14 protein-coding genes are annotated in these 13799 nt (G+C 29.1%); 11 read left to right on the top strand and 3 right to left on the bottom strand.

What is annotated here, in order from left to right:
- Window positions 1-45 precede the first annotated feature (45 nt).
- The 8 genes from bcCo53_RS01165 (at window position 46) to bcCo53_RS01130 (ending at window position 7055) form a co-directional block, all read left to right on the top strand.
- The gene (locus bcCo53_RS01165; protein ID WP_425387132.1) at window positions 46-2049 is read left to right on the top strand and encodes a hypothetical protein; all 2004 of its coding nucleotides are present in this window, start codon (window positions 46-48) and stop codon (window positions 2047-2049) included.
- A 24-nt stretch (window positions 2050-2073) separates the two neighbouring features.
- Window positions 2074-3180 carry a redox-regulated ATPase YchF gene (ychF, locus tag bcCo53_RS01160; protein WP_025407898.1) on the top strand — a complete coding sequence of 369 codons (1107 nt, stop codon included), beginning with the start codon at window positions 2074-2076 and terminating at the stop codon, window positions 3178-3180.
- A 294-nt stretch (window positions 3181-3474) separates the two neighbouring features.
- Entirely contained in the window at window positions 3475-4023 is a 549-nt protein-coding gene (locus tag bcCo53_RS01155) for a hypothetical protein (RefSeq protein ID WP_241766523.1), read from the top strand.
- Window positions 4024-4096: 73 nt separating this feature from the next.
- On the top strand, window positions 4097-4354 hold the full coding sequence (rpsT, locus tag bcCo53_RS01150; protein ID WP_025407896.1) for a 30S ribosomal protein S20: 258 nt from the start codon (window positions 4097-4099) through the stop codon (window positions 4352-4354).
- Window positions 4355-4365: 11 nt separating this feature from the next.
- A complete protein-coding gene (locus tag bcCo53_RS01145) occupies window positions 4366-4698 on the top strand; it encodes an HU family DNA-binding protein (protein ID WP_025407895.1) in 333 nt (110 codons plus the stop codon).
- Window positions 4698-5105 carry a bactofilin family protein gene (locus bcCo53_RS01140; protein ID WP_025407894.1) on the top strand — a complete coding sequence of 136 codons (408 nt, stop codon included), beginning with the start codon at window positions 4698-4700 and terminating at the stop codon, window positions 5103-5105. The genes bcCo53_RS01145 and bcCo53_RS01140 overlap by 1 nt, the downstream gene beginning before the upstream one ends.
- Before the next feature lie 93 nt (window positions 5106-5198).
- Entirely contained in the window at window positions 5199-6746 is a 1548-nt protein-coding gene (gene rho / locus bcCo53_RS01135; protein WP_025407893.1) for a transcription termination factor Rho, read from the top strand.
- Window positions 6747-6806: 60 nt separating this feature from the next.
- A complete protein-coding gene (locus bcCo53_RS01130) occupies window positions 6807-7055 on the top strand; it encodes a type B 50S ribosomal protein L31 (RefSeq protein ID WP_025407892.1) in 249 nt (82 codons plus the stop codon).
- Window positions 7056-7074: 19 nt separating this feature from the next.
- Here bcCo53_RS01130 and bcCo53_RS01125 read toward each other — a convergent pair whose 3' ends face one another.
- Both bcCo53_RS01125 and bcCo53_RS01120 read right to left on the bottom strand, forming a co-directional pair.
- A complete protein-coding gene (locus bcCo53_RS01125; protein WP_025407891.1) occupies window positions 7075-9993 on the bottom strand; it encodes an insulinase family protein in 2919 nt (972 codons plus the stop codon).
- A 7-nt stretch (window positions 9994-10000) separates the two neighbouring features.
- The gene (locus tag bcCo53_RS01120; protein WP_025407890.1) at window positions 10001-10720 is read right to left on the bottom strand and encodes a hypothetical protein; all 720 of its coding nucleotides are present in this window, start codon (window positions 10718-10720) and stop codon (window positions 10001-10003) included.
- A gap of 144 nt (window positions 10721-10864) precedes the next feature.
- Here bcCo53_RS01120 and serS point away from each other — a divergent pair, with 144 nt between their 5' ends.
- Window positions 10865-12139, top strand: a complete 1275-nt coding sequence (gene serS / locus bcCo53_RS01115; RefSeq protein ID WP_025407889.1) for a serine--tRNA ligase — start codon at window positions 10865-10867, stop codon at window positions 12137-12139.
- Here the strand turns inward: serS and dusA are convergent.
- Window positions 12129-13136: a tRNA dihydrouridine(20/20a) synthase DusA gene (gene dusA / locus bcCo53_RS01110; RefSeq protein ID WP_025407888.1), complete on the bottom strand. Its 1008-nt coding sequence runs from the start codon at window positions 13134-13136 to the stop codon at window positions 12129-12131. The two genes, serS and dusA, sit on opposite strands and share 11 nt — an antisense overlap.
- An 86-nt stretch (window positions 13137-13222) precedes the next feature.
- On the opposite strand from dusA, the gene bcCo53_RS01105 reads away from it, so the two are divergent.
- Window positions 13223-13378, top strand: a complete 156-nt coding sequence (locus tag bcCo53_RS01105; RefSeq protein ID WP_241766522.1) for a hypothetical protein — start codon at window positions 13223-13225, stop codon at window positions 13376-13378.
- A 113-nt stretch (window positions 13379-13491) separates the two neighbouring features.
- Window positions 13492-13779: a hypothetical protein gene (locus bcCo53_RS01100; RefSeq protein WP_051428653.1), complete on the top strand. Its 288-nt coding sequence runs from the start codon at window positions 13492-13494 to the stop codon at window positions 13777-13779.
- Window positions 13780-13799 lie beyond the last annotated feature (20 nt).

The following is a 13799-nucleotide window of genomic DNA, read 5'->3' as shown; positions in this document are numbered from 1 at the left end:
ATAACAGTACCAGATTTACATAGTATTTGCTTAAATATAAAAAGAATGATTTTGATATTTAAGGTATTTTTTATAAGTGTATTTGCTTTAAATTCTCAAGGCATAGTTACCAATAAAGATGCTCAAGATGAATTTAAATGGGCACTTAATTCTTATAATAACGGTCTTTATGATGATGCTTTATTATCTTTTAATAAAGTTTTAAGTTTTGATCCAAGTAATCTTGATTATCGTTTTTGGATAGGTAATGTTTATTATAGATTGGGATATGTTGAGGAAGCTTTGATGGAATGGCGAAATTTGCAGTCACAAGGATATAAGGTCGCTTATCTTAGGCAGTTAATCTCTATAATTGAACAGAGAAGAGGTATATCATTGAGTAATGAACTTGATGTTGAAAGATTTGTACAAGTTGCGTCTCTTACTAATTCTATTTACAGACGACCAAATGGATATCAGATTACATCTTTAAGATCTGATCAATATGGTGGGTATTATGCTGTAAATTTTGTAGGAAATGAAATATTACATTTTGATGCTAACAATAATATTCATGTTGTGGTTAAGGATGGGATTACTTCTTTAAAGTCGCCTTATGACGTAATTGAACTTGGCGAACTATTGTATGTGACACTTTGTTCAAATGATGAAATTGGTATATATGATAAAGTTTTTGGTATTAAAAAGGGTTCGATTGGTAAAAAAGGTACTGAGGCTGGTGAATTACTTGCTCCTCAATACATGACGGTTGATGAGCGAGATTATATTTATGTTAGTGAGTGGGGAAATAAGCGAATAAGTAAATTCGATCCTAAGGGCAATTTTATTTTGCATTTTGGTTTTAAAACGGTTGGGTATACAGGGCTTTTAGGTCCTACAGGTGTGACGTATTTAAATGGAAATATTTATGTTGCTGATGCTGTTAAAAATTCCATTGAGGTTTTTGATACTAGTGGAAATCATTTATATTCTATTGAAACTTCTTTTGAAGGAATAGAGGGTCTTAGTAGTGATGTTACAGGTAATAATATTATTATATCTTCAAAGTATGGGGTTTATAGGTATAGTGTTTTAAGAAAAACATTTGTTAAGCTTTTAAAAGCAGGTAATATTGATTCTAAAATTTCATCTTCAATTATTGATGTTAATAAGCAAATTATTGTTTCAGACTTTGATAATGCTCAGATTTCGATTTATAAAAGTGATGTTAGTGTTTATGATAGTCTAAATGTTGATGTACGTCGAGTGATTAGAGTTGGAGGTGGTCCTAAAATTTATGTTGAACTTAATGTTAGCAATAGGAATGGCTTACCAGTTGTAGGCTTGAAGCGTGAAAATTTTGCGATTGCTAATGAAAAATACTATATTGTTAATCCTAAAATTGCTTATGATATTAATACTTCTAATGATATGAATATTGCAATTGTTTTTGATAAATCTTTTGCTATGAAAAATTATGAGTCAGAGCAGATTATGAGTGTAAATACCCTTATAAAGTCTAGGACAAACAAAAAGTTTAGTTTTGTCAATGCAACAAGTGTGCCTTTAGTAGATAATATTGAAAGTTTGGTAAGCACTATTCATAAGACTAATTCTCTTGGCTCTTATGATTCAAATTATGTAAAGACTGATGTTAGTCTTAAACTTGCAGGTTCTGAGCTTATGTCAAAGAGTGTAAAAAGGGCTGTGATTTATTTTAGTAATGGGGAGCTGAATCGTTCTGCCTTTAATAGGTATTCTATAGATACTATTTTAAATTATTACAAGAATAATGACATTAGATTTTATTTGATATTATTTGGTAATAATGTTATTGATCCTAAATTACAGTATTTAGTCAATGAAACTGGTGGTGCAATTATTCCTTTTTCATCTTATGAGGGGGTGTCTAGGGTTTATGATTTAATGATGAAGCAAAAGACAGGAACTTATTTGCTTGAGTATGATTATCCAGGTCTTCAAGAACATAATGGATATTACAATCTATCTGTTGAGGTGAATTTTAATCAACAGATAGGTAGAGGCGAATTTGCATATTTAGTTAATTAAATTTGAATTTATGGAGTTTTATTTATGGCGCTTAATGTGGGAATAGTTGGGTTGCCCAATGTTGGTAAATCAACTTTATTTTCATCCTTGACAGCATCAAAATCAGAGATTGCTAATTATCCTTTTTGTACTATTGATCCAAATATAGGTATGGTGGAAATTCCTGATGAGAGACTTTCAAAAATTTCTAGTTTGGTTGTATCAAAAAAAACTATTCCTGCTGTAATGGAATTCGTTGATATTGCAGGTCTTGTGAAGGGAGCTTCTAGAGGTGAGGGGCTTGGTAATAAGTTTTTGGCAAATATTCGTGAGGTTTCTATCATTGTGCATGTTGTTAGATGTTTTGAAGATAGAGAAGTTGTTCATGTAGATGGAGATGTAAATCCGCAAAGAGATATAAGTACAATTAATACAGAACTATGTCTTGCAGATCTTGATACTGTACAGAAAAGTATCTTAAAGAATGAAAAAAATGTAAAGAGCGTTGATAAAAAGGTTAGTGAACATGCAAAGATGATTGTTTCAGTGCTTAAGAATCTTGAGAAGCATTTAATGGGTGTTAGGCCTGCAATTGAATTTGAGTTCGATGAATTTGGTTATGATTTTATCAAATCTTTAAATCTTTTGACTATTAAAAAGGTTATATATGTTTGTAATGTTGATGAAAACTCTCTTTGTGGCAATAGATATACAGATATTGTAAAAAATATAGCGCTAAGTGAGGGTAATAATTATTTAATTTTATGTGCTAAAATTGAGGCAGAACTTGCAGAGATTAAGGACTTGAGTGAGCGAAGGGAAATGCTTGAATCTATGGGAATAAAGGATAGTTGTCTTAGTAATTTAATAAGAACGGCTTATTATGCTTTAGGTTTAAGAACCTATTTTACAGCCGGAGAGCAGGAAGTGAGAGCTTGGACTTTTATAGATGGAATGAAAGCTCCAGAAGCTGCAGGTATCATTCACAGTGATTTTCAGAGAGGTTTTATTAAAGCGGAAGTGTATTCATTTGACGATTTAGTGGAATTTCAGGGTGTTCAGGGCCTTAAGGAAAAAGGGCGTCTTAGGCTTGAGGGAAAAGATTACTTGGTAAGAGATGGTGATATAATTTTCTTTAAATTTAATGTTTAAATATAACATTAACATTGATTTAATATGAATGAGGTTCTTTATAAAATTAGGTTAATTTTTATTTTTCTTCTTAATGTGAGCTTTTTTATATTTTATATGTCGTTGTATAAAAATATTTTTGGAAACTTTATTCTTTTTTTAATGTTGATAAATATTTTTGTAATAATTTATTGTTTAAGGTATTTTTACAAAATTGAGTGCAGAGAAAATAAAATTTTTTATAAAAAATGTTTTTTCAGGGTTAATTTTGATTTTGGTGATATTATGTGGCTTGAAAGGCGATTATTGAATAATATGTTAATCTTGGGTTTAAATAATGGACTTAAAATAAAAATTTGTTTGTTACGAAAAGAATATTTAAGAAATTTTTTAAGGAAACTGAAAATTATGAGAAGTGATTTGTTCATTGTAAAGCCTCATGATTTGCCAATAAGGTATTATATTTCAGGTGTTTATTTATTGATGTTTTTGTGCCAATTTGTAATTAACATTCTTGTTTGTTATATTGCATTCGGTAATATAATAATATTTTTAGTTATTTTACTTATCAGTATTAAAGTTATAGTAGACGATATTTTATTTATTAAGGATTTAGTTATTTTTTATGAATTTAGAAATGATTCTGTTTATGAGAGGAAGATCTTTTCTCATAAGGAATATTTTTATAAATTTTTTGATAATGTCTTTGTTAGTGTTTATGAATTTAGTGGAGATGGTTATTTGTCTTTTGTTTATAATCCAAAAGGGCTTGTTAAGAAAATATATATCAATAATGAGGGAATGGTTTATTCTATGCATAAAATGTTTTCTTATATTGATAAATATTGCAATAGGTATGCTTAATGCATGATTGACTATATTGTAATTAGTTGGTATATTTATTTATTATCATGTTTGCTGCATTAAGGAGTTTAATTTGGGCAATAATCCATCAGCATTAAAGCGAGCTCGGCAGAATTTGAAACGAAATTTGAGAAATGTGAGTGTTAAAAGTGAGTTAAAAACAATAGAAAAACGTTGTGTTCGTCTTATAAGGGAAGGAAAAAAGGAAGAAGCTTTGGAATTTTTTAAATTTGTTTCAAAAAAATTAGATACTGCTGCTAGAAAAAGAATTATTCATAGGAACAAAGCTGCACGTAAAAAGTCAAATTTGAGTATTTTATTATTACGATAAGGAACCAGCTTATGTCTTTTTCAAGAAGACCCAAAGTTACTAAATCAGATATTGTAGACAAAATATCTTTAAATATTAAAAATAACAATGCTAGGTTAGAGAAAAAGTATATAAGGCTTGTGGTTGATGCTTTTTTTGAAGAACTTAAGGATAGTCTTTCTCATAATAATGTCATAGAATTTAGATCTTTTGGTACATTTGAGCTTAGGAAAAGAAAAGGTCGTCAGAATGCTCGTAATCCTCAAACAGGTGAATATGTTAATGTTGAAGATCATCATGTTGCTTATTTCCGTCCAGGAAAAGATTTAAAAGAACGAGTATGGGGCATTAAGAGTGATAGTTAATGCATGTTAATGTTAAAGATTCTTACAAATGGGATTGTAAGCTTGATGCAAGCTTAATTTTCAGAGGAAAGTTAAAGTTTGAAGGTGCTTTATATCTTGATTCGTCTTTTGAAGGTGAGATATTTTCAAAAAGAGGAATACTTTTTATAGGTAAAAATAGTAAGGTTATTACAGACGTAGTAATTTGCGATACATTAATAATTGAGGGAATTTTAAAGGGAAATGTTAATGCTAGCAATAAGGTTTATTTAAATAGTGGTTGTAAGATATATGGTGATGTTAGGACAAAAAAGATATTTATTAATGATAATATAGTCTTTGATGGTAAGTGTGAAATGATTAAGTCTAATGAGAGTATAGATTTATTTTCTTTTACAGTTTCACAATTAAAAGATACTTTTCAATGAATTAGTGTTATGTTTATTTATTATTTAATGGTTAAGTATTATTTGTAATAAATACCCTTACCCTTCTTAAAAATTTATCTCATAGAGGAGATTATGGATAAAAAATATGCTGAATTTAATTTAGAGGATGAAATGAAGCGTTTAAATTCTTCTAAAGAATCCAAGATTGAGGATAATTCTAAGAAAAAGATAGTTAAGGTTGTAACTAAAAAAGAGTCTGTTTTTAATGGACTTAAAAACTCTGATATTGATAAATTAAGAGAATCTAATGGGGGGGGGCCATCAGATTTTGATTATGATATATCTGATCCAGCTTTGGAAAGTAGTATTAAGACTCTTGAACAAAGCAACATTATCAATTTTTTAGGTGGTAAGGATTTTATAGTTATTGACAGTCTTTATGATAAACCAATTACTGAAGTCAGAAAAGTTGTTGAGGGTCTTGGTACTAATCATACTATTGCTGTAACAATGAAGAAGACTGAATTAATATTTTTGCTTGTTAAGATATTAACTGAACATAATATTAATGTTTTATTTACTGGTGTTCTTGATGTATTGAGTGATGGGTATGGTTTTTTGCGTACAGCATCTAATTCTTATCTTTCAGGAGGTAATGATGTTTATGTTTCGCCGTCTCAGATTAGACTTTTTAATTTAAGGACAGGAGATATTTTATATGGGCAGATTAGGTCTCCAAGAGATGGTGAGAGATTTTTTGCGATGATTAAGATTAAAAGCATTAATGACCAAGATCCTACGTTTGCACAAAATAGAATACCTTTTGATAATCTAACACCTTTATATCCTAGTTCTAAGTTAGATCTTGAATATGAAAATTGTAATATTTCCACTAGACTTATTAATCTTTTTGCACCTATTGGAAAAGGGCAAAGAGCATTAATAGTGTCACCCCCAAAGGCTGGTAAGACTACTTTGCTTCAAAAAATAGCCAATGCAATTACTACTAATTATCCAGATATTATTTTAATGATTTTGCTCATTGATGAGAGACCTGAAGAGGTTACTGACATGATTCGGGGTGTTAAGGGTGAGGTCATTGCATCTAATTTTGATGAACAAGCTAGTAGGCACGTACAAGTGGCAGAAATGGTTATTGAGAAGGCAAAAAGACTTGTTGAGAATAAAAAAGATGTTGTTATTCTTTTAGATTCTATTACGAGACTTGCAAGAGCTTATAATCAGACTATGCCAACTTCTGGTAAGATACTCTCAGGGGGAGTTGATTCTAATGCTTTACATAAACCAAAAAGGTTTTTTGGTTCGGCTAGAAATATTGAGGAAGGGGGAAGTCTTACTATTATAGCTACAGCCTTGGTTGATACTGGAAGTAAGATGGATGAAGTCATATTTGAGGAATTTAAAAGTACTGGTAACATGGAGTTAATTCTTGATAGAAGTTTGGCAGATCGAAGGCTTTTCCCTGCTATTAATATCAAAAAATCAGGGACAAGAAAAGAAGAATTGCTATTAAGTGAAGAGGAGCGTTCTAAAATCTTACTTATGAGGAAAATTTTAAGTGGTCTTGATGATTATGAGGGTGTTGAAGCTTTGGTTGAAAAGATGAAAAAGAGTAAAAACAATGAAATTTTCCTAAAAACTATGAGTAATGGGGATTAGTAAAAATTGACTTTATTTGAAATTTAGACTAAACTTTGATCCAATTAAGAGAGGCGCTTTATGAAAAAAGATATACATCCTGTTAGTAATTTAGTAATATTTAAAGATGGTGCTAATGGTACAATGTTTTTAACTAGATCTACTTTAACTTCAAAAGAGATGGTTAAATATAGTGATGGTAAGGAGTATCCATTAATTACTGTTGAAATTACAAGTAAATCACATCCCTTTTATACAGGCCAACAAACGTTTGTGGATGCAGCAGGTAGAATTGACAAATTTAACAAGAAATATAAGAAGCTTAAGTAATTTTGTTAATTTTATTATATTAATATATTTTTTTTATCTTGTATTTTTTTCCAATGAATGCTTCTAGTTTTTCTTTGTCATTTTCGTAAGTTACATCATTGACAAGAGATGTGATGCTATTCTTTCGTGTTAATTGTTGCAATACTTGTTCAGATATATTTTTAATATCTGTGCTTGTGATTTTAAAGTATGCATTTCGTATATCTTGTCTTAGCTGATCACTAATATTTAGTATTTTTCTTTTATAGCTTTCTAATATTTCTGTGGATTTTGTTTTTACATTTGTACTTAAACCAATTACTCCTATTAAATATGTATAAAGCTCTTCATTTTTGATTGCGTTGTTAGCCAATTCTTCTAATGATGTTTCAAAAGCTTGATATGTCTTCACAAAGTTCGGATCTCTATATGATGTAAAAGAAAATATTCCGTTTGTAATGGATGCAAAGGCGCCATATGCTCCTCCTAGAATCCTTACTTTTTCCCATAAGATTCCGCTTTTTAATATATGTGTTAAGAAATTAATTTTGGGATAATTTTCATCCTTTATTTTATAGCTTACAAAGCTCATGGAGTTAAAAGATATTTTTGATGGAATAATAATTATTTCTTTTAAGTTGTTATTTGATAAGTATATTGTGTTCGGATTGGTTGGGTAGGTTTTTCCACTTAAATTTTCTCTTAATGTAGACAATTCGCTTTCTAATCTTTTAATGACATCGCTAGTATTGCCTATCAGCAGGGATGATAGGTTATCTTTACAAATTATTTTATTTCTTAGATTTTCTAGATTACAGGCAATTTCTTTTAAAGATTCTATATCTGTCTTGACTTTGTGCCAGTATTCTCTTCCTGTAATTCCAAGTTGAAGTTCTAGTAGATATTTGCTTTGACTTAATTTTGATTCTGATCTTGTTGTTGCAAAGATGTGACCTTTGGGGATTAGGATTGATTTAAAATCATTTTTTAGGCTTAAAACTATTTCTTTTAATCTATCGTAATTATGAAAATTTATATTGATTAAAATTTCTTTAATTAATATAAATGATTCTTGAATTTTATTGTTGAAAGATTTAAAACTAATGTTAAATAAATTTATCATATTGCCTTGAACATCTTCTTCATAACTTTCATATATATTTAGTTGTCCCAAGGTATTTTGAATTTTATTATTTAAATCCACATAGGAATAATTTTTTGTAGATAGATCTTGGATGGCTATTTTGAATAAAGATAGGGTTATAAAATCTTCTTTTTGTAGGGAATTTAATTTAAAGAATAAGTGTACATTGAAGATATTATTATTTTGTTTGAACTCAAATGTATGTGCCTTAAGTTCAGGGGTTTCATTAAGAGGTAAACTTTTTTCAACTTCTTTTGGTAAATCATCTATTTTTAACATAGGAAGCTTAGAAATGTCAGATTTAAGATCTTCCTTTTTTTGATATTCTTTGAATTGGTTATAATCTTTAGTAAACTCTGCAAATTTTTTTGGGTTTTTTTTAATATTAATTTCTATGTTCATTAATTTTTTTGCTATTTCTTCTTCCATTTCTTTAAGGGTTTTATCTGATGGATTAAAATGGATTAAGGTGTAATGATTATTATTAAGTAAGTATTTTTCTATTAGATTTTCAAAGTAAGGTTCTCCTCTTTCTAGCTTATTTTTAATCTCATCCAAGTGATAATTGATTTTTAAAGTTTCAGTTGGGTGCATTCCATGTATCCAACCTTTAAAACTTCTAATCATTAAAGAAATAGGCCAGCCTTGTCCTTTTTCTTCTTTTAATGAAAATTCATAACCAAAGAGAATACCTTGTATTAGTTCTTCTGGAATTTTTACTTTAACAAGATCTTTAAGTTCTTTAAAAACCATATTTTTAAATTCTTCTATTTTTCCTGGAAGTACATTTTGTAATCCGAATGAAAATACACATTCTTTTATATCTGTGTTGATACCACTAACATCAGCTATTACATCGCCAATTTCGCTTTTTAGCATGTTTATGGTGAATTGGCAGGAGCTGTCTAAGAGGATTTCTGATAAAATTTCTAGTCCGATATTGTCTTTGATATTTTTAATGTCGGTACATAACCAGTTTATTGCGTATACCCCAAGTGTATTTTCAGTTTCTTTTGGGATATTAAAACTTAATGTCTTGCCCTGCTTCCATCTTGTTGTTGTGTCTATATTATAATTAATATTTGATTTTGTTTTTGTGTAAGGTCTAAGAATATATTTTTCAATAAAATTAAGATTCTTATTAGTATCAATATTTCCAAATAAGAATATTTTGCAATTTTCTAGTGTATAGTGTTTTTTGTAAAATTCAATAAATTCTTCGTATGTGAGGTCAATTATATTGATAGGGTTGCCTCCAGAGTCATATTGATAGGTGCCTTCAGAAAAAAGAGAATTGGTGGCAATTTCGTTAATTAGAGAATTTTTATTAGAATAATTACCTTTCATTTCATTTAAAACAATACCGGATAGTTGAAAGTTAGTTGGATTTATATTATAACCTTCCTGCATGAACGCTTCTTTTTTAAGTAATGGGTTGAAAACAGCATCAGCATATATTTTAAACAAGTTAAAATAATCTTTTTGTATTGTAGATGCTGCTGGGTAGAGAGTCTTGTCTGGAAATGTCATTGCATTTAAAAAAGTGCTTAGACTTCCTTTCATTAAATAAAGAAAGGGATCTTTTATTCTATATTTGTTTGAACCGCAGAAGATTGTGTGCTCTAGGATGTGAGCAACTCCAGTATTATTTAAGGGAATAGTTTTAAATGCTATTCCAAAGGCATTTTCTTTGAATTTGCTATTTTTTAATTCAAAGATTTCTAGTCCGCTTTCATGTTTAAAATAGCATCCTTCAGTATCATATTCTTCTAGATAAGTTTTTGAAATTAAGCTAAAAAATTTTTTTTTCTTCATCTATGATTTATTTAATCCTTTTTATGTATTTTATTGCTTCTTCTTCACTAAATTCGAATATGTTTTGTGTATTCTCTGTGTCGTCTAAATTAAATACATAAAGTGGGAATTTGACTATAATTTTTTTGTTTTCAAAATAAACTACCGCTTGCTGTAAGTCAAAAAGTAAGTTGTTTGGATACATTTTGTCAATTTCTTCTTTAATTCTTTGAGTAAAGTAGGGGAATGCTTCTTCTACTTTAAGAATTTCATCTATATTATAAATGTAATCCCCATTATCTTTAATATAGTAACTTCTATGGTTTATGATAGATGTATTATTTATTACTTGAGTGGCACTTACTATTATTGTATAAATACCATATCCATGGTAGATTTCATAGTCTATTTTTAAGCTTGGTTTTTTAGACTCTTGTTTAATATTTTGAGCAGCACTCTCTAGATTATTGATTATTTCATTTGTATAACTTTCAACTTCGTCATTGAATGTTTTTATATTATTATTTTTTGTTCTTGAATCTATTATTTTGGGTATTCTAATGTGATATTCAAAGGATTCGTTTCCTTCTTCTGCTAAAATTGATTGAATCACTATTTCATCTTTTGCGTTATAGAGTGTTTCGGTATCGTTAAAGCTGATTTTTTTTGGTTTTTTTGTACATCCCATGAAAATTACCAGTAACGATGCTAAAATGAAAATTTTTTGAGCAGGTGACGATTTGACCATAAAGACATTTATCTCCATATATAAGTTTGTTTCTACTATTATATCAATTATTATATAATATTTTTTATGCTAATTGATATAATTTATTTTTCATTTTGTTTGACTTTAATTGTTTTTAGTTAAATCTATTGTAGGAGTTCTTTAATGCTTGACTTGAAGTTTATAAGGGATAATTTAGATCTTATTCAAAAAAATATTAAAGATAGGGGTTTGAAAGTAGATATTGATCTGTTGATTTCTCTTGATGATGAACGCAGAAAACTTGTTACTAAGATAGGTGAATTGAATGCAGCAAGGAATGAAAATGCTAATGCTATGAAGGGCAAGATAGATGATTCCCGTAGGCATTTTTTAATAGAGGTTGGTAAATCTTTAAAGTCTGAAATTGCAGGTTTAGAAGATAAATTGAATCATATAACATCTAGGCTTTTGACTCAACACAAGCAGATTCCCAATATTTCTGCTCCTGATGTTCCTGTTGGTGAGGGTGAGGATTCAAATGTTGTGTTAAGGATATCGGGAAGTATTCCGAAGTTTAATTTTAAACCAAAAGATCATTTAAAAATTGGAATTGATTTAGATCTTTTTGATTTTGAAAGAGCACGTGAGGTTAGTGGTAATAAGTTTTATTATCTTAGAAATGAGGCTGTTTTTTTAGAGCTTGCACTTATTAATTTTGCTTTAAATAAACTTAAACTCAAAGGCTTTGATTTATTTATCACACCTGATATTGCAAAAGAATTTGTAGTTGAAGGTATTGGATTTAATCCTCGGGGTAGTGAGAGTAATATTTATAAAATTGAAGATACAGATAAATATCTTATTGGTACATCTGAGATTACTCTTGGTGGGTATTATTATAATACTATATTAGATCTTAAGTCTCCATTAAGAATGGCAGGACTTTCTCATTGTTTTCGTAAAGAGGCCGGAGCTGCTGGGCAATTTTCCAAGGGACTTTATAGGGTTCACCAATTTAGTAAGGTTGAAATGTTTTGTCTTTGTAAGAGTGAGGATTCTGATCGTATTCACAATGAGTTTTTAGCATTAGAAGAAGAAATTTTTACTGAACTTGAGATCCCGTATAGAGTTTTAAATATTTGTTCTTTTGATCTTGGTGCACCAGCTTATAAAAAGTACGATATTGAAGCTTGGATGCCAGGTAGAGGAGATAGGGGTGAATATGGAGAAGTTACCTCAACTTCAAACTGTACAGATTATCAGTCAAGGCGTCTTAAGATTAGATATAAGGATGATGGGAAGAGCAAGTTTGTGCACATGATAAATGGGACAGCAATAGCTTCAACAAGGGCTATTATTGCTATACTTGAAAACTTTCAGGATGAAAGAGGTGGTGTTCGAATACCTAAAAATTTGGTCAAATATACAGGTTTTGATTATATAGCTCCTAAAAATTAGATTTTAGAGTATCTTCTTTTAATTGTCCAATTGCATTTAAGAGTATTTCATGATTTTTAAGATTTTTAGGAAAAGGCGCACTTAAGGCTTGTCTAAATTTGCGAACATTGTCTTTGGCAAATACTATTCTCATTATATGTTTCATTACGATGTTAATTGGAAGATGTTCGTCATGTTCTTTGATATATTCTACCATTTTTAATAATATCTCTTCTCGTGTTGGGATTTTTTCTTTTTCTTGTAAGATTTCTCTTGAAATTTTTGCAATGAAATAAGGATCCTTTGCCGCAGCTCTTCCAATCATGACAGAATCTACGTAAGATAGGTGTGTTTTTATGTGATTGCTATTGGTAATTCCTCCATTTATTTCAATAAATATATTTTTGTGCTCTTGCTTCAATCTGTGTACAAAGTCATGTCTAAGTTTTGGAATATTTTGATTGTTTTTAGTGGAATATCCATTTAATATGGCTATGCGTGCATGAACAGTAAAATTTTTGATTTCATATTCTATAATTTTTTCTATGAATTGTTTAAGTTCTGTGTAGTTTTCTTCTTGATATTCTTTTTTATTATATCTTATGCCTATTCTATGTTTAATGGATACAGGTTTATTTGTATTTTTTTTCATGGCTTGTAAGATTTTGCCTACTTGAGCTGGAGTTTGCATGAGGCAAGCCCCATAGTTTGCATTTTGGATACGAGATGATGGGCAACCAACATTGAGATTGTATTCATCAAATCTGAATTTGTTTTCAAGAATTTCTATGGCTTTTGCAGCGTCATTTTCACAGTTTGTTGCTATTTGAATTGCAATTGGAGAATCAGTAGGAGTTTGTTTTACAATTGTATCTAAATTTCCCATGATGATTGATTTTGCAGAAATCATTGGGGTATATAAAGTGACTTTTTTTGATAGTAATCTTATTATATATCTGAAATGTTCATCGGTGATTGCTACCATTGGTGCTATTGAGATTTTTCGGTTTATTAACATGGCATAATATGTTAAAATAAATTATTAAATTTGACAATATTGTGTTTATAAGTTTATAAAGAGATTATGAAGAAGAATTTATATTGGTGAATAGAGTATTAGTTTTATTTTCATTCCTAATTTTTGTGGTAGCATCAGTTATAATATCTAGTATTATAAGGGACACTGGGATTGAGAATGTAAATTATATTACTGTTAAGAGATTAAGTGAGAAAGAAGTGCTCTTAAGTTGGAATTTGTAGTATAAGTTGGGTGTACTGTTGCTTAGAATAGGAAATTAAATAATACATATTGTGTGGGGAGAAAGTATTTGTTTATTAACTGTTGATAAAATAGAGTAAGCAATCAAAATATTATGAAACTTTATAATAAAGGGATGTTTTTTACTCGTAATAGTGGGCGAAATTATTATTTTAATAAGATTAGTGATGTGAAACCTGAAATGCTAGCATATTTTGTTAAAAATGGCTTGTGGATAGTTTTAAAGTTTGTATGTAATTCTGATGTTATTTTGGTAAAAATTAAGACTGCACATCAAGGATGCTTTGAGTTTCTTTCAGTTGATAGAAGTTTTGACAATTATGAAAGTTATTCAAAGAATGTATTAATCGTGGTTACTACATTTTCTTATTATTTAGGTTAATTTTATTAAAAGGAATAGAG

The organism is Borrelia coriaceae, assembly GCF_023035295.1.
Taxonomy (GTDB): domain Bacteria; phylum Spirochaetota; class Spirochaetia; order Borreliales; family Borreliaceae; genus Borrelia; species Borrelia coriaceae.
This window is presented reverse-complemented; position numbering and strand designations above follow the sequence as displayed.

Coding starts and splice junctions, on each gene's coding strand:
- bcCo53_RS01165 (WP_425387132.1), top strand. CDS start 46: ATGATTTTGATATTTAAGGTATTTTTTATAAGTGTATTTGCTTTAAAT.
- ychF (WP_025407898.1), top strand. CDS start 2,074: ATGGCGCTTAATGTGGGAATAGTTGGGTTGCCCAATGTTGGTAAATCA.
- bcCo53_RS01155 (WP_241766523.1), top strand. CDS start 3,475: ATGTTAATCTTGGGTTTAAATAATGGACTTAAAATAAAAATTTGTTTG.
- bcCo53_RS01145 (WP_025407895.1), top strand. CDS start 4,366: ATGTCTTTTTCAAGAAGACCCAAAGTTACTAAATCAGATATTGTAGAC.
- bcCo53_RS01140 (WP_025407894.1), top strand. CDS start 4,698: ATGCATGTTAATGTTAAAGATTCTTACAAATGGGATTGTAAGCTTGAT.
- rho (WP_025407893.1), top strand. CDS start 5,199: ATGGATAAAAAATATGCTGAATTTAATTTAGAGGATGAAATGAAGCGT.
- bcCo53_RS01130 (WP_025407892.1), top strand. CDS start 6,807: ATGAAAAAAGATATACATCCTGTTAGTAATTTAGTAATATTTAAAGAT.
- bcCo53_RS01125 (WP_025407891.1), bottom strand. CDS start 9,993: ATGAAGAAAAAAAAATTTTTTAGCTTAATTTCAAAAACTTATCTAGAA.
- bcCo53_RS01120 (WP_025407890.1), bottom strand. CDS start 10,720: ATGGTCAAATCGTCACCTGCTCAAAAAATTTTCATTTTAGCATCGTTA.
- serS (WP_025407889.1), top strand. CDS start 10,865: ATGCTTGACTTGAAGTTTATAAGGGATAATTTAGATCTTATTCAAAAA.
- dusA (WP_025407888.1), bottom strand. CDS start 13,136: ATGTTAATAAACCGAAAAATCTCAATAGCACCAATGGTAGCAATCACC.
- bcCo53_RS01100 (WP_051428653.1), top strand. CDS start 13,492: ATGAAACTTTATAATAAAGGGATGTTTTTTACTCGTAATAGTGGGCGA.